The following is a 15,632-nucleotide window of genomic DNA, read 5'->3' on the forward strand; positions in this document are numbered from 1 at the left end:
ACAAGGACTGATTCCGTCATGCTTCAAACGCCATCCCGCATCCGACCATGCCTACGTCGGATGCCACATCTGGTACTGCTCCCTTTGGTGGCGTTGACGCTGGCAGCTTGCGCAGTAGGGCCGAATTACAAGGCACCTGCCGCGCCCCAGGCAGTGACGTATGCCCGCCAAGACCCCGTTGCCGTGTCCCAGCTTGTACCGGAGGCCGATGCGCAATTCTGGCGGGAACTGGATGACCCGGTGCTGCACTCTTTGGTGGAGAATGCTCTTCACGCCAATCACGACATCCGCATAGCACTGTCGCGCTACGAGCAAGCCAGCGCACTGTCGCGCGAACGTCGCCAAGACTACTATCCGACGCTGGGCGCGTCCGGTGAAATCAGTACCCAGCGCGCCAGTGCTGCACAAGCACCGGATGCGTCCCGCTCCGACCGGGATAACGATCTGCATTCGGCTGGCCTATCCGTGATCTGGGAATTGGACTTCTTTGGCCGAGTGCGGCGCAGCGTGGAATCGCAGCGCGCCGAGACCGAGGCCAGCGCAGCCGACCTGGCGGGCGTACAAGTGGCTATGGTGGCCGAGTTGACCGACGCCTATTTCCGCTTGCGCGGCTTGCAAGTGCAATTACAGGTCGCGCGGGACAACGAAATCAACCAAGCCGATACGCTGCGGCTGATCGAGGTCTTGTTCGAGAACGGCCGGGGCACGTCGTTCGATGCCGACCGCGCCCGCACGCAATTGGCGCTGACACGCTCGCGCATTCCGCCGCTTGAAGCTGAGGCTGCTGTGGCCGCCCACCGCATTGCCGTGCTCACTGGCCGCACGCCTGCGGCGATGGCCGAAGTGCTGGATCACCCCGCAGCCTTGCCTGAGCTGCCCGCCCAGATCAACGCCGGTGCACCGGGCGATCTACTGCGTCGCCGTCCCGATGTGGCTGCGGCAGAACGTAGGCTGGCTGCGGCCACTGCGCGTATCGGCGTAGCCATGGCAGACCTGTTCCCTCGCTTTACGTTGGGAGGGCTGATCGGCACGCAGGCGTTGGGCTTTGGTTCGTTGTTCGAGCGTGATAGTGAAACGCGAATGATCTCGCTCGGTGTGGGTGGTTCCTTCCTAGACGTGGGCCGGGTGCGGTCGCGCATCGCGGCGGCCAATTCAGCCACTGCCGAAAACTTGGCGGTATACGAGCGCACGGTGCTGCGCGCCATGGAAGAAACCGAGAACGCGCTGGTACGCCTATCGCGCGCGCAGACCGAGTACGCCATGCTGGTACAGGCGACCGAGGCCAGCCGCCGGGCAGCCAAGACGGCTCGCCTGCAATTTGAGGGCGGCGCCATCCATGTTTTGGATGTGCTGGAGGCCGAACGTTCACGCTTGGAGTCCGAAGACTTGCTGGCACAAAGCGCCACCCGCAGGGCGACGGCGTTGGTGGCGGTCTACAAGACGCTGGCCGGCGGCTGGTCACACGCCTTGCCCGGACCGCAGGGCGAGGCAGTCGCGCAGCGCCACAAAAGCGGCGACAGGCCTGAACTGGATGAACTCGGTGAGATGAGCGGCTACAACGCTGCGACTCTCAAACGGCCTTTGTACTGACAACAGGAGGCGAAATGGAGATTCGACACTTACGCTGCTTTCTCGCTGTCGCCGAAGAACTACATTTCGCCCGCGCGGCGGAGAGGCTGCACATCGAGCAGTCACCGCTGTCGCGCACTATCAAGGAACTGGAGGAGAGCCTGGGCGAACAGTTGTTCATTCGTACCAGCCGCAGCACGCGGCTGACACGGGCGGGCAAGCTGTTTCTGGAGCATGTGCCGCGCATCTTCACCGCCTTGCAGCAGGCGCGCGATAGCGTGAATGCAGCCACCAACGGCTTCCACGGTCAGTTGCGTATCGCACTGTCCGACGGCATCACGCCCTCGCGCCTGCCGTCCTTGCTGGCGCTGTGTCGGCAGGAAGAACCCGAAGTCGAGATTCGCCTGTTCGAGGTACCCTTGTCGCAGCAGATCAAGGGACTGCATGACGACCTTTACGACGTGGGCTTTGCCCAGTCCGATGAAGTTGGAGAAGGCATCACTGCCGAAGCCGTTTGGAGCGATGCGCTGATGGTGGCGGTTCCTGCACGTCATCCGCTTTTGAAGCACAAGCGCATCCCGCTGGAAGAAGTGCTGCGCTATCCGCTGGTGTTGTGCGATCCGCACGTATGCGAAGGCCATGCTCGCCAAGTCGAGCGCGTACTGCGCCGGATAGATATGGAGCCGCTGATTGCCGAACGTGTGGCTTCGTGCGATTTGATGATGGCGTTAGTGTCGGCGGGCTTTGCGCTGGGCCTAGCCGGAGCGCCGCATATCGCAGGCAGCCGTGAGCCTGGGATTGTGGCTCGGCCGCTGGCGGGTCGCTCACCCATGCTGACCACTTATGTGCTGCACCGGGAAGGTGGATCCTCGGACGTGCTGTCACGCTTTATCGAGCGTGTGCAGGCCATCGAATCGCCGGACGGCATCAGAGCCACGCCCCCCCTTGAACCCGATTCCCAAGAGGAAGTCGAGTCATGACCATGAAGCAGATCGCCCCATTCCTGTTGGTCGCCGCGCTGTCCGCTTGCGGCCAGTCCGAAACACCGAAACAGGCAACCAATGTACCGACCGTGGAAGAGCTGGTCGCAGATCCTGCGCGCCTGAGGGAGCTGCGCCGCCAGTGCAAGACCGAACGCCCGACGATGGGAGACGTGCTGTGCAACCGGGTGGCCGAGGCGACGAACAAGCGCTTCTTTGGCTATGGAAACACGCCCTACACGCCGCCGAAGTTCTGATTGTTGGCTTTCTGCCGCGAATCTTGATTTTTCTTTCTCGACACGCCGCCGCGCGCTCACGCCTGCGGCGTTTTTACTGGTTTCGCCTCTGCATGACACCATGCTTTTTGCATCACCTTGCTGCCGATAACGGTCTTTGACCGGCACTGAACCGGCACCGATCCTGACGCCTGCGGCACGCCTTTGTGCCGCGTTTTCCACGGGGAATCAGCGCAGGAGAAATCGGAGGCCAGGGTATGCAAGCTCAGGGCGTGTTGTTCGGGCAGATCGCCGCCGTCTTCGGCATCGTGATCGCCGGTGTGTGGGGTGCCACGCAATGGACCGCCGCCGCCTTGGGCTACCAGCTACGCCTGGGCGCGCCCTGGTTCGACTTCCACGGCACGCCGGTCTATTACCCGTGGAAGCTGTTCGAGTGGTGGTTCTTCTTCGACGCCTACGCGCCGCAGGTGTTCGACACCGGCGGCATGATCGCGGCGAGCAGCGGCCTGCTGGCCGTGGTGGTCGCCATCGCCATGTCGGTGTGGCGCTCGCGCCAGGCGCGCAAAGTGACGACCTATGGCTCGGCCCGCTGGGCCGATGTCGCCGACATTCGCAAGGCCGGGCTGACGCAGCCCGCCGGCGTCTTTCTCGGCCAGCATGACGGCCACTACCTGCGGCACGAAGGGCCGGAACACGTCCTGACCTTTGCGCCCACGCGCTCGGGCAAGGGTGTGGGCCTGGTGGTGCCGACGCTGCTGTCCTGGCCGGCATCCGCCGTCATCCACGACATCAAGGGCGAGAACTGGCAGATCACCGCTGGCTGGCGCAGTCGATTTAGCCACTGCCTGCTGTTCAACCCGACCGATGCCAGTTCGGCGGCCTACAACCCGTTGCTGGAAGTGAGGCGCGGCGCGCACGAGGTGCGCGACGTGCAGAACATCGCCGATATCCTGGTCGATCCCGAAGGGGCGCTGGAGAAGCGCAACCACTGGGAGAAGACCAGTCATGCGCTGCTGGTCGGCGCGATCCTGCATGTGCTCTACGCGGGAGAGGACAAGACGCTGCGCGGCGTGGCGAACTTCCTCAGTGACCCGGCTTGCCCGTTCGAGCTGACGCTGCATCGGATGATGACCACGCGGCATCTTGGAGATGTACCGCATCCCGTTGTCGCGTCCGCCGCCCGCGAAGTGCTCAACAAGTCGGACAACGAGCGTTCCGGCGTGTTGAGCACCGCCATGTCGTTCCTCGGCCTGTACCGTGATCCGACCGTGGCCGCAGTCACGTCGCGCTGCGACTGGCGCATCGCCGATCTGATCGCGTCTGCATCCCCTGTGTCGTTGTATCTGGTGGTGCCGCCTTCGGACATCAGCCGCACCAAGCCGCTGATCCGGTTGATCCTCAACCAGATCGGGCGACGGCTCACCGAGTCGCTCGATGGCAGCGACGGCATTGAGCGCCGCCACAAGCTGTTGCTGATGCTCGACGAGTTCTCGGCTCTGGGGCGCCTGGACTTCTTCGAGACGGCGCTGGCCTTCATGGCCGGCTACGGCATCCGCAGTTTCCTGATCGCGCAGTCGCTCAACCAGATCGACAAGGCGTATGGGCAGAACCATTCGATTCTGGACAACTGCCATGTGCGCGTGACCTTCGCCACGAATGACGAACGCACGGCGAAACGGATCTCCGAAACGCTGGGCACGGCTACCGAACTGCGTGCGCAGCGGAACTACGCAGGCCATCGACTTGCGCCGTGGCTCGGCCACCTGATGGTGTCCCGCCAAGAGACGGCGCGGCCGCTACTGACGCCCGGCGAAGTCATGCAGCTTGCGCCAGACGAATCAGTGGTGATGGTGTCCAGCGTCGCGCCGATCAAGGCCAAGAAGTTGCGCTACTACGCTGATGCCAATTTCAAGCAGCGGGTACTGCCGCCGCCTGCGCTAACGGCAGGCCGCTATGCCGATGTGCCGCCTGCACGTCCCGATGACTGGAGCGGTTTGGCGATCCCGGCCGTGCCTGCGGCACAGGCCACGGCATCTGCCGATGACCTGGGTGGCTCCGACGACGGCGGCCCCCGCCGTCAGCCCGAGCTGTCCGAAACCGTCGCCTACGACCCCGAACCCGATTACACGCCCAGCGACTTGGCGCTGCTCGATGACGACGACATGCCCCCGCTGCTTCCCGGCCAGTTCGACCCCGCCCTGCAACGCACGGCGCGGCTGGCATCTCTCGACCCCAACGACGGAATCGACATATGAGCCAATACCGATTGAACCTGTTCATCCAGCACGAGCACGCCAAGCGTCTGGACGAGCTGGCCGCGAAGAAAGGCGTGTCAAAGTCCAGCATCGTCGCCGCTGCCTTGGCGTCCTGGCTGTCACCCGATGCCGGCGACCAGCGTGAGGCCGCCATCGCCAAACGACTGGATCGCCTGTCGCGGCAGGCCGAGCGCCTGGAGCGTGACCAGAACATCCAGATCGAGACGCTGGCGCTATTCGTCCGCTACTACCTGACCGTCAGCACGCCGGTGCCGGAGGCCCATCAGGATGCGGCTCGCGCGCAGGGCAAGGCGCGCTTCGAGCAGTTCGTCGAACAGTTAGGCCGCCACCTGCTGCGTGGCCGCAGCCTGGTACGGGACGTGGTGGAAGAACTGCATCCCCAGGATCGTGAGTTCGAGATGCGCATGGATGACGCGGCCGCGATGGCCGCCGCCCATGAACGCACTGCGGAGCGTGCGTCATGAGTGCCGTTCCTCAAATCCCGCCCGAACCGCGCTCATCCGCTGCAGCATCCCAGGATCGCCGCATCCAGATGCTGCGCACGGCGATGGGGCCGGTGATCGCCGCTGCGCTGGAAGACCCGGACGTGGTGGAAGTGATGCTCAACCCCGACCGGACATTGTGGGTGGATCGGCTGTCGTCTGGCCGTGCGCCGCTCGGCGTCGAACTGCCCGAAGCCGATGGCGAACGCATCATCCGCCTGGTCGCCGCCCATGTCGGTGCGGAGGTGCATCGCGGCCAACCGCTCTTGACCGCCGAACTGCCTGAAACCGGCGAACGCTTCGAGGGCATCCTGCCGCCCGCCGCACCCGGCCCGGCCTTTGCGCTGCGCAAGCGTGCCGTGAGCATCATCGGTCTGGATCGCTATGTGGCTGATGGCATCCTGACCACTGGGCAGGCCGAGTTTCTGCGTCATGCCGTGCGCGAGCGGCACAACATCCTGATCGCCGGAGGCACCAGCACCGGCAAGACCACGCTGGCCAATGCCTTGCTGGCCGAGATCGCCGCCACCGGCGACCGCGTGCTGGTGCTCGAAGACACCATCGAACTGCAATGCGCGGCCCGCGACCATGTGCCGCTGCGCACCCGCGCCGGCGTCGTGTCCATGACCGAGCTGGTGCGGGCCACGATGCGCCTGCGGCCCGACCGCGTGATCGTCGGCGAAGTGCGCGGCGGCGAAGCGCTGGATCTGGTGAAGGTCTGGGGCACCGGCCACCCCGGCGGCATCGCCACCATTCATGCCGGCTCCGCGTTGGGCGCGCTGCTGCGCCTGGAGCAACTGATCCTCGAAGTGGCGGTGAATCCGCCCCGCGCCCTGATCGCCGAGGCGGTCAATGTCGTGATCCACATCGCAGGCCGCGGCCGCAAGCGCCACGTCGAAACCATTTCCCGCGTCGTCGGTTTCGACGGCGCGGGCTACCGCCTGGCGGATGCGCTGGAAGCGACGCTTCCCGAGCTGCCGCCGGTTCCTCTTACAGCCGCTGCCGCTACGCCTTCCTCGATCCCTGAACAACCTGGAGAACTGCCATGACGCACGTTGATGCTTTCCGTCTTTCTGTAAACCCGCTTTCCCCGCTGCCCATGCTGGCGCGTTTGCATCGCCTGGCCCGACCCGCAGGACAAGGGTTGCTGCTCGCGGTGTTGATGCTGTTGCTGGCGGGCACGGCGCAGGCCGCCGGTTCCTCAATGCCGTGGGAAGGCCCGCTGCAATCCATTCTCGAATCCATCCAGGGGCCGGTAGCCCGCATCGTCGCGGTGATCATCATCATCGCCACCGGCCTGGCGTTGGCCTTCGGCGATACCAGTGGCGGCTTTCGCAAGCTGATCCAGATCGTCTTCGGCCTGTCCATCGCCTTCGCGGCTTCGAGCTTCTTCCTGTCGTTCTTCAGCTTCTCCGGCGGGGCCGTCGTATGAGCACGGCCACCGATCTTCCGGGCTTTGAAGTGCCGCTGCATCGCTCGCTGACCGAGCCGATCCTGCTGGGCGGTGCGCCGCGCACCGTGGCGATTGCCAACGGCACGCTGGCCGCCGCCGTCGGGCTGGGCCTGCAACTGTGGATTCCCGGCGTGGTGCTCTGGATCGCCGGCCATTCGCTGGCGGTCTGGGGCGCGCGCGTCGATCCGCAGTTCATGCAGGTCTTCGCCCGGCACATCAAGCACAAGCCGCTGCTGGACGCATAGGGGAGTGCCGACATGCTGAACCTTGCCGAATACCGCCAGCGGCCCGCACTGCTGGCCGACTGGCTGCCCTGGGCCGGGCTGATCGGGCCGGGCGTCGTCTTGAACAAGGATGGCTCGTTCCAGCGCACGGCACATTTTCGCGGGCCGGATCTGAACAGCGCCACGCAAGGCGAGCTGATCGCCACGTCGGCACGCTTGAACAACGCACTGCGCCGCCTGGGGTCGGGCTGGGCCTTGTTCATCGAAGCCGAGCGCTGCGCAGCGGCGGGCTATCCACGTTCCGATTTCCCCGAGCCGTTGTCCTGGCTGGTGGAGGAAGAACGCCGTGCAGCCTTCGAGGAATCCGGCCACCACTACGAGAGCGCCTATCACCTGACGCTGGCCTACCTGCCACCAGAAGAATCCCGCGCCCGTGCCGCCAAGATGCTCTATGAGAATGCGCCGGGCGATGGCGTGGACTGGCAGGGTCGGCTGGAAGCCTTCGTGGCGGAAACGGATCGCGTGTTCGACCTGCTCGACGGCGTGATGCCGGAGATTGCCTGGCTCGATGACAGCCAGACACTGACTTACCTGCACGCCACGGTGTCCACGCGGCGCTACCGCGTCGGCGTACCCGAGGTGCCATTCCACATCGACGCATTGCTGGCCGACTCCGCGCTGGTCGGTGGTCTGGCACCCATGCTGGGCGATCAGCACCTGCGCGTGGTGTCGGTGCGAGGCTTTCCGACCTCGACTTGGCCGGGGATTTTGGACGACCTCAACCGCTTGGGCTTCGGCTATCGTTGGGCAACCCGGTTCCTTTGCCTCGACAAAGCCGAAGCGGAAAAAGAGCTTGGACGCCTGCGTCGCCAGTGGTTCGCCAAGCGCAAGAATGTCGTCGCGCTGTTGCGTGAAACGATCTTCCAGCAGGAAAGCCCGCTGGTCGATACCGACGCCAACAACAAGGCCGCCGATGCAGACGCCGCCTTGCAAGAACTGGGCAGCGATCAGGTGGCCTTCGGCTACCTGACGGCTACCGTGACAGTGCTCGACACCGACCCTGCCGTGGCCGACGAGAAGCTGCGCATGGTAGAGCGCGTCATTCAGGGGCGCGGCTTCGTCACCATCCCCGAAACCTTGAACGCGGTGGATGCCTGGCTGTCGTCCATTCCCGGTAACGCCTACGCGAATGTGCGCCAGCCCATCGTCTCGACGCTGAACCTGACGCACATGATGCCGCTGTCCGCCGTGTGGGCCGGGCCGGAGAAGAACGCGCATCTGGATGGCCCGCCGCTGATCGTCACCCGCACCGATGGCGCGACGCCGTTCCGGCTGGTGACGCACATCGGCGATGTGGGCCACACGCTGGTCGCCGGGCCAACCGGCATGGGCAAGTCGGTGCTGCTCGCCACGCTGGCAATGCAGTTTCGCCGCTATCCCGGCTCGCGCATCTTCGCCTTCGACATGGGCCGCTCGATGCGCGCCACCATCCTCGGGCTGGGCGGCGAGCATTACGACCTCGGCAATGACGGGGCGATTGCTTTTCAGCCATTGGCCCGCATCGACCAGGAGGGCTACCGCACCTGGGCCGCCGAATGGGTGGAAGGCCGCCTGTTGCATGAAGGTGTCGTCATTGGCCCGGACGAGAAGGCTGCGATCTGGTCGGCACTAGGCAGCTTGGCCGGTGCGCCAGCGGAGCAACGCACGCTGACGGGCCTGTCGGTACTGCTGCAATCAAACGCACTGCGCCAGGCGCTCGCACCCTATGTGCTGGGTGGTGCCCACGGCAAGCTGCTGGACGCCGATGCCGACCGACTGGGCTCCGGCAGCGTGCAGGGCTTCGAGATGGAAGAGCTGATGCACAGCAAGGCGGCGGTGCTGGCCGTGCTGGGCTACCTGTTCGCCCGCTTCGATGAACGCTTCGACGGCGCACCCACGCTGCTGATACTCGATGAAGCCTGGCTGTTCCTCGATGACCCGGTGTTTGCCGCCCGCATCCGGCAATGGTTGAAGACGCTGCGAAAGAAGAACGTGAGCGTCATCTTTGCCACCCAGTCGCTGGCCGACATCAAGGATTCGAGCATTGCCCCGGCAGTGATCGAAAGCTGCGCCAGTCGGATTTTTCTCCCTAACCCGCAGGCCACCGAGCCGCAGATTCGCACGATCTACGAAGGCTTTGGGCTGAACGCGCGCCAGATCGAGATCGTGGCGACCGCGCAGCCCAAGCGTGACTACTACTACCAATCGCGCCTGGGCAATCGCCTGTTCGACCTCGACCTGGGGCCAGCCACGCTGGCCTTTGCCGGGGCTTCCATCCCGCAAGACCAACGCGACATGGATCGCGTGCTGCTGGACGCCGGCACACCGGGATTTGCCGGCGCGTGGCTGCGCCATCGCGGCCTCGATTGGGCCGCCGACCTGCTGCCGTCCTCACCGGCAGCAGCGTCCTTCCTCGCTTCTCAACGACCGGAGGTTTCACCATGAAGACCCAGCCCCGTTTGCTGTCCGCCTCGCTCGCCGCCGTGCTGTCGGTGTCGCTGCTGGCCGTTCAGCCCGCATCCGCGCTGACAGTGTTCGACCCGTCGAACTTCGTGCAGAACACGCTGACCGCCGTGCGCACGCTGGAGCAGATCAACAACCAGATCAACCAGCTTCAGAACGAAGCCCAGATGCTGATGAACCAGGCGCGTAATCTGGCGAATCTGGACTTCAACATCGTCAATCGCTTGCGCTCGACGCTCGCCACGACCGAGCGCTTGATCGCCGAGGCGCGCGGTCTGGCCTATGACGTGCAGAGCATGGATGCCACCTTCGCCCGGCTGTACCCGGAGCAGTACGCCGCGACCGTGAGCGGCGACCAGATGCTACGCGACGCGCAGGAGCGCTGGAAGAACACCTTGAATGGTCTGCATACCGCGATGCGGATGCAGGCCCAGGTGTCGCAGAACCTGGCCCAAGACGAAAGCGCACTGTCCGATCTGGTCAGCCAGAGTCAGTCAGCAACCGGCGCGCTGCAAGCCATGCAGGCGACCAACCAGCTTCTGGCCCTGCAGACCAAGCAGTCGATCCAGGCGCAGCAGCTCCAGATCACGCAGGAACGCGCCGCCGCGCTGGAACTGGCACGCCAAGCAGCGGCTGTCGAACGTGGCCGGGAAGTAACGCGCCGTTTCCTGGGTGATGGCACGCCCTACACGCCGCAGCGCGTGGATTTCTACGGCAACTGACGGGAGACGGCCATGCGATGCGCTTTCTTGCTGCTGCCCGTGCTGCTGGTCGCTTGCGGCCAGCAGCCGACCGAAGACCTAGCCGCTGCCCTGGCCGCCGATCCTGTGCGGTTCAAGGCATTGCATGCGCAGTGTGCCGCCGACAGGACGGCCGCAGACGAGGACGCCTGCCTGGCCGCGGCCGATGCTTTCCGGCTGCGCTTCTTCGCCGGTGAAACCGGGCCTGACGAGTTCCGCACGCTGGCCGATCTGCCGCCGATCCAGCCGAGCTTCGACACGCCCTCCAGTAACCAGGACGCCATGCCCTTCGAGGGGGACGTGCCATGAACGACGTGACAGTGATCGACCGATTTCTCGCTACCTTCTCGCGCTACATCGACTCGGGCTTCGGGCTGCTGCAGGGCGAAGTGGCATTCCTGACCGCCACGCTGATCGTCATCGACATGACGATTGCCGGGCTGTACTGGGCGATGAGCCACGCCACCGGCCAGGGCGATGACGTGATCGCCAAGTTGCTGCGCAAGGTGCTCTACGTCGGTGCCTTCGCGTACATCATCAACAACTTCAACTGGCTGGCCAGCATCGTCTTCCGCTCGTTCGCGGGCCTGGGCCTGACAGCCAGCGGCTCGACGATGAGCATGGGCGAATTCCTACAACCGGGGCGACTGGCGAAGACCGGCATCGACGCGGCGGCGCCGATCCTTGAGCAGATCAGCGACATGGCGGGCTTTCCCGAAGTGTTCGTCAACATGATGCCCATCGTGGTCATGTTCCTGGCTTGGACGGTGGTGATCCTGTGCTTCTTCGTGCTGGCGATCCAGCTTTTCATCACGCTGATCGAGTTCAAGCTGACCACGCTCGCGGGCTTCGTACTGGTGCCGTTCGCGCTGTGGAACAAGACCAGCTTCCTCGCCGAGAAAGTGTTGGGCAACGTGGTGTCTTCGGGCATCAAGGTGCTGGTGCTGGCGGTCATCGTCGGCATCGGCTCGGGCCTCTTCGCCGAGTTCCAGGTGCATCCGGCCGAGCCGTCCATCGACCATGCGGTGGTCGTCATGTTGGCCTCACTGACGCTGCTGGCGTTGGGGATCTTCGGGCCGGGCATCGCCACGGGCCTGGTATCCGGCGCACCGCAGTTGGGTGCCGGCACGATGGCGGGCGCTGCTGTGGGTGCCGCAGGTGCGGCGGTTGCCGTAGGTGCCGCCGCCACCGGCGTGGGCGGTGCGGTGATGGCCGGGGCGCGCATGGCACCGGCTGCCGCCAAGCTCGCCGGGGCTGGCGCACGGGCCACGACCTCGGCGGCTGGCAGCGCGAAGTCGGCTTTCCAGTCCGGTTCTGCCGCTGCGGGCGGCGGGGCCAAGGGTGCAGTGGCAGGGCTGGGCAGTGTTGCCAAGGGCGGCGCACAGACGGCAGGCCAACGCGCCGGTGCTGGCATCAAGGCAGCGGCAGCCAAGGCGGCCGCGCCATTCAAAGCAGGCTGGCAAGGCTCTGGTGCCGATGGCGGCTCAGGCGGCGGCACTGCTGGGCCAGCCGCCGCAGGCGATGCCGCTGGCAACACGGCCAACGCGCAGAAGCAGGAACAACCCGGCTGGGCCAAGCGCCTGCAACGCCGCCAACAACTCACCCAGGCCACCACCACTGCCGCGCACACGCTGCGCGGTGGTGACGGCGGCGGTTCGGGCCAAGGCCCGAGCCTGAGGGATTCCGATAGCTGACTTTCAAGGAGAACTCCATGCGATTCAAACGACCGCAGGTGCGCTATGCCGACACGCCGCAGCCTGCCACTCCGTATCAAGCCGCTGCCCAAGTGTGGGACGAGCGCATCGGCTCGGCCCGCGTGCAGGCCAAGAACTGGCGGTTGATGGCCTTCGGCTGCCTGGTACTCGCGCTGCTGATGGCCGGTGGCCTGGTGTGGCGATCGGCCCAGTCCATCGTTACGCCCTATGTCATCGAGGTCGATCAGTCCGGCCAGGTGCGCACCGTGGGCGAAGCGGCCACGCCGTACCGGCCCTCCGATGCGCAGACCGCGCACCACATCGCGCGCTTCGTGACGCTGGTGCGCTCGCTGTCCATCGACCCCATCGTCGTGCGCCAGAACTGGCTGGATGCCTACGACTACACCACCGACCGGGGCGCGGCGGTGCTCAACGACTACGCCCGCACCAATGACCCGTTCGCCCGCATCGGCAAAGAGTCGGTAACGGTGCAGATCACCAGCGTGGTTCGCGCCAGTGATGCGTCGTTCAACGTGCGCTGGACGGAACGCCGCTACGTCAATGGCGCGGCTGCCGGGCTGGAGCGATGGACGGCGGTGGTGTCCATCGTGCAGCAGACCCCGCGCACCGAAGAACGCCTGCGCCGCAACCCGCTGGGCATCTACGTCAATGGCCTGTCGTGGAGCCGTGAACTGGATTCTTCTGAAGGAGCCAAACCATGAATGCACGTTTCCGTAAGACCGCATTGCCGGTGATTCTGCTGGCATCGACTGTTCTGTTTGCGGGCTGCGCCACGCAGGGCAAACCGCCGCCGGCGATCTCGCTCGATGAGCCGGTGCAGGCTCAGCCATTGCCCGAGCCGCCCAAGCCCATCGAAGTCGTGACAGTGCCCGAGCCCTTGGCGCTGCCCGCACAGTTGAAGCCGCTGCAGGGCATTGATTCGGCCCCGACCACGCCGGAGCCTGCTGACGAGAAGGTGCGCGTCTCCCGCGCCAATGCAGAAGCACGCATCGCACCGACCCGCGAGGGCTACGTCAATGCGATCCAGGTCTGGCCGTTCACCGATGGCGCGCTGTACCAGGTCTATGCGTCTGTGGGCCGCGTGACGGTGATCGCGCTCCAGCCCGGCGAGGAACTGGTGACGGTCGCTGCGGGCGATACCGTGCGCTGGATCGTGGGCGATACCTCCAGCGGCAGCGGTGCCGATCTGCGCGTCAATGTGCTGGTCAAGCCTATCCGTTCCAGCTTGAAGACCAATCTGGTCATTACCACCAGCCGCAGGACGTACCTGCTGGAACTGACTTCGACCGACAAGGCATGGATGGCGTCGGTGTCCTGGGACTACCCGAAAGACCGAATGCTGGCCTTGCGGCGCCAAGCCCAAGCCGCCAACGCTGCCGCGCCGGTCGATGCAGGCTTGTCGCTGGATAACATCCGCTTTCGCTATGCAATCAGCGGCAGCAATCCATCGTGGAAACCGCTGCGCGCTTTTGATGATGGCGAGAAGGTCTATATCCAGTTCCCGGCAGGCATCGCCCAGGGCGAGCTGCCGCCGCTGTTCGTCATCGGCGCACAGGGCGACGGGCAACTGGTGAACTATCGCTTCCGCTCGCCGTACTACATCGTGGATCGCCTGTTCGGTGCAGCAGAACTGCGCCTGGGGGCCGACAAGGGCGATATGGTGCGCATCGAGCGCGCGGATGGCATCGTCGGGAGGAACTGAGCATGAGCCAGGACGACACTCCCGACCTTGCCACGCCGCAGGCGGACAAGATGGCACCCGAGGCGGTGGCGCTGCGCGCCCAACCGCGCCCGGTCACGCGTCTGAACCGACGCACGCTGGCCATCCTCGCTGGCGGCCTGTCGGTTGGCGTGATGGGCGCGCTGATCTGGTCACTGCAACCGCAGCAACGCGGCGCGGGCGAATCCACCGAACTGTACAACGTGGATCGTGTATCGCGCTCGGAAGGCCTCGACCAACTTCCTGCCGACTATTCCAAGTTGCCAGCGCTGCCGCCCGACGTGCCGGAGCTGGGGCCACCGCTACCGGGTGATCTGGGGCCGGCCATCGTCAATTCGCAGCAGCCGGTCGCCGCCACCTATGCCGCGCCCGGCTACGACCCCAACGATGCGCTGCACAAGGAAGCAGAAGCGGCGGCAGCTTCAACGGTGTTCTTCCGCACCGGCTCCCCGCAGGCCGCGCCCGTGGCGCAGTCGCAAGTCGCTGCCGCGCCGGGCTTCGCCGCCAATGCCGCTTTCGATCCACTGGCCGCTGGCCCGGCCTCGACGGCGGCCCAGCCTGCTGATCCGACTGCCGTGCAGAACCGGCAAGACCAGAAAGAGGCGTTCCTGACAGGCGGTTCTACGGAAACCCGTAACTCCGGCAACCTGCAAATGCCCACCTCGCCGTATCAGGTGATGGCCGGAACGGTCATTGCCGGGGCACTGGTCACGGGCATCAAGTCCGACTTGCCGGGCGACGTGATCGCCACGGTGACGGAACCGATCTACGACACGGCCACTGGCAAGTTCCTGCTGATCCCGCAGGGATCTCGCATACTGGGCAAGTACAACAGCCAGGTCAGCTACGGCCAGAGCCGCGTGCAGGTGGTGTGGAATCGCATCATCCTGCCGGACACGTCTTCGCTCACGCTCGACAACCTGATCGGCACCGACCCGGCGGGCTACGCCGGTCTGGAAGACGACGTGGACTGGCATTGGGATCGGATCTTTGCAGGTGCCGTGCTGACCACGCTGCTGGGTGTCGGTGCCGAACTGGCTGCACCTGAGAACCGCCAGGACGGCGATCGCGTCATCATCGCCGGGCGCGACAGCCTGCAGGACACCGTGAACCAGGTCGGCCAGGAAGTGACCCGGCGCAATCTCAACATCCAACCCACGCTGACCAGCCGCCCCGGCTTGCCGGTGCGCATCATCGTCAACCGCGATCTGGTGCTACGGCCTTATCAGCCGCTGTTCTTCAACAAGGGGACTTCTCGATGAGCACGACCAAGAAACTGCGGCTGGGGCCGCTACCCAAGACCGAAAGCGTCAAGCTGACCTTCGCTTGCCCGGCCAGCTTGAAAGCCGATCTCGACCGCTACGCCGCGCTGCATGCGCAGGCGTATGGCGAGGCGGTCGATGCCTCGACGCTGATCCCGCACATGCTGGAGGCGTTCATGGCGGGGGATCGGGGATTCAGGAAAGGAAACGGCAGCAAGGCCGTGCCACCGAAGCCAAGCTGAAGATGCACTGGAACCAGACTGACCATCCCTCGAACGCGCAGCCCAACGCTGCGCGTTCTTCGTTCTGGATAGGCTGCGAGGGAATCGGCTAAGATGACTGAACAAGCCTGCCAGCCATTGGCAATCTCCATCGCTGCAACGCGACTCGACTCTCTTTCTCCAGGCTCTTATGTGGCTCCCAGCCCACAATGCCGCATCCTCTGCGAACGGCATGAAACAGAGCTAACCTAT

The 15,632-nt window shown here is 65.1% G+C and carries 16 protein-coding genes; all 16 read left to right on the plus strand.

The window, feature by feature from the left end; genetic code table 11:
* Nucleotides 1-60: 60 nt before the first annotated feature.
* The 16 genes from ACMWKK_RS14860 to ACMWKK_RS14935 all read left to right on the plus strand — a co-directional run bounded on the left by ACMWKK_RS14860 (nucleotide 61) and on the right by ACMWKK_RS14935 (nucleotide 15,401).
* On the plus strand, nucleotides 61-1,590 hold the full coding sequence (locus tag ACMWKK_RS14860) for an efflux transporter outer membrane subunit (RefSeq protein ID WP_022960603.1): 1,530 nt from the start codon (nucleotides 61-63) through the stop codon (nucleotides 1,588-1,590).
* Nucleotides 1,591-1,604: 14 nt separating this feature from the next.
* Nucleotides 1,605-2,549 carry a LysR family transcriptional regulator gene (locus ACMWKK_RS14865; RefSeq protein WP_004350822.1) on the plus strand — a complete coding sequence of 315 codons (945 nt, stop codon included), beginning with the start codon at nucleotides 1,605-1,607 and terminating at the stop codon, nucleotides 2,547-2,549.
* A 2-nt stretch (nucleotides 2,550-2,551) separates the two neighbouring features.
* Complete coding sequence (locus ACMWKK_RS14870; protein WP_024718240.1) at nucleotides 2,552-2,806, plus strand: EexN family lipoprotein; 255 nt, start codon at nucleotides 2,552-2,554, stop codon at nucleotides 2,804-2,806.
* 236 nt (nucleotides 2,807-3,042) lie between these two features.
* Entirely contained in the window at nucleotides 3,043-5,040 is a 1,998-nt protein-coding gene (locus ACMWKK_RS14875; RefSeq protein WP_008294936.1) for a conjugal transfer protein TraG, read from the plus strand.
* Nucleotides 5,037-5,525, plus strand: a complete 489-nt coding sequence (locus tag ACMWKK_RS14880; RefSeq protein ID WP_008294937.1) for a ribbon-helix-helix protein, CopG family — start codon at nucleotides 5,037-5,039, stop codon at nucleotides 5,523-5,525. Before ACMWKK_RS14875 ends, ACMWKK_RS14880 begins: the two co-directional genes overlap by 4 nt.
* Nucleotides 5,522-6,592: a P-type conjugative transfer ATPase TrbB gene (trbB, locus tag ACMWKK_RS14885; protein ID WP_022960601.1), complete on the plus strand. Its 1,071-nt coding sequence runs from the start codon at nucleotides 5,522-5,524 to the stop codon at nucleotides 6,590-6,592. Before ACMWKK_RS14880 ends, trbB begins: the two co-directional genes overlap by 4 nt.
* Nucleotides 6,589-6,975 (plus strand): TrbC/VirB2 family protein, encoded by a 387-nt coding sequence (locus ACMWKK_RS14890; RefSeq protein ID WP_022960600.1) that lies wholly within the window; start codon nucleotides 6,589-6,591, stop codon nucleotides 6,973-6,975. Before trbB ends, ACMWKK_RS14890 begins: the two co-directional genes overlap by 4 nt.
* Entirely contained in the window at nucleotides 6,972-7,241 is a 270-nt protein-coding gene (locus ACMWKK_RS14895; protein ID WP_003462917.1) for a VirB3 family type IV secretion system protein, read from the plus strand. Before ACMWKK_RS14890 ends, ACMWKK_RS14895 begins: the two co-directional genes overlap by 4 nt.
* Nucleotides 7,242-7,253: 12 nt before the next feature.
* Nucleotides 7,254-9,704 (plus strand): conjugal transfer protein TrbE, encoded by a 2,451-nt coding sequence (gene trbE / locus ACMWKK_RS14900; protein WP_009398083.1) that lies wholly within the window; start codon nucleotides 7,254-7,256, stop codon nucleotides 9,702-9,704.
* Complete coding sequence (trbJ, locus tag ACMWKK_RS14905; RefSeq protein WP_009398081.1) at nucleotides 9,701-10,444, plus strand: P-type conjugative transfer protein TrbJ; 744 nt, start codon at nucleotides 9,701-9,703, stop codon at nucleotides 10,442-10,444. The genes trbE and trbJ overlap by 4 nt, the downstream gene beginning before the upstream one ends.
* Before the next feature lie 12 nt (nucleotides 10,445-10,456).
* On the plus strand, nucleotides 10,457-10,771 hold the full coding sequence (locus ACMWKK_RS14910) for a hypothetical protein (RefSeq protein WP_009398080.1): 315 nt from the start codon (nucleotides 10,457-10,459) through the stop codon (nucleotides 10,769-10,771).
* Nucleotides 10,768-12,156, plus strand: a complete 1,389-nt coding sequence (gene trbL / locus ACMWKK_RS14915; protein WP_243351871.1) for a P-type conjugative transfer protein TrbL — start codon at nucleotides 10,768-10,770, stop codon at nucleotides 12,154-12,156. The genes ACMWKK_RS14910 and trbL overlap by 4 nt, the downstream gene beginning before the upstream one ends.
* A 17-nt stretch (nucleotides 12,157-12,173) precedes the next feature.
* The gene (trbF, locus tag ACMWKK_RS14920) at nucleotides 12,174-12,878 is read left to right on the plus strand and encodes a conjugal transfer protein TrbF (protein ID WP_243351870.1); all 705 of its coding nucleotides are present in this window, start codon (nucleotides 12,174-12,176) and stop codon (nucleotides 12,876-12,878) included.
* A complete protein-coding gene (gene trbG / locus ACMWKK_RS14925; protein WP_243351869.1) occupies nucleotides 12,875-13,879 on the plus strand; it encodes a P-type conjugative transfer protein TrbG in 1,005 nt (334 codons plus the stop codon). The genes trbF and trbG overlap by 4 nt, the downstream gene beginning before the upstream one ends.
* 2 nt (nucleotides 13,880-13,881) lie before the next feature.
* Nucleotides 13,882-15,159, plus strand: coding sequence for a TrbI/VirB10 family protein (locus ACMWKK_RS14930; protein ID WP_243351868.1), 1,278 nt, complete (start codon nucleotides 13,882-13,884; stop codon nucleotides 15,157-15,159).
* Nucleotides 15,156-15,401 (plus strand): DUF2274 domain-containing protein, encoded by a 246-nt coding sequence (locus ACMWKK_RS14935; protein ID WP_009398072.1) that lies wholly within the window; start codon nucleotides 15,156-15,158, stop codon nucleotides 15,399-15,401. The genes ACMWKK_RS14930 and ACMWKK_RS14935 overlap by 4 nt, the downstream gene beginning before the upstream one ends.
* The last annotated feature ends 231 nt before the right edge of the window (nucleotides 15,402-15,632 follow it).

It is taken from the genome of Enterobacter sp. 01-M-03-SI-ECC, assembly GCF_047530215.1.
Lineage (GTDB): Bacteria > Pseudomonadota > Gammaproteobacteria > Enterobacterales > Enterobacteriaceae > Enterobacter > Enterobacter chengduensis.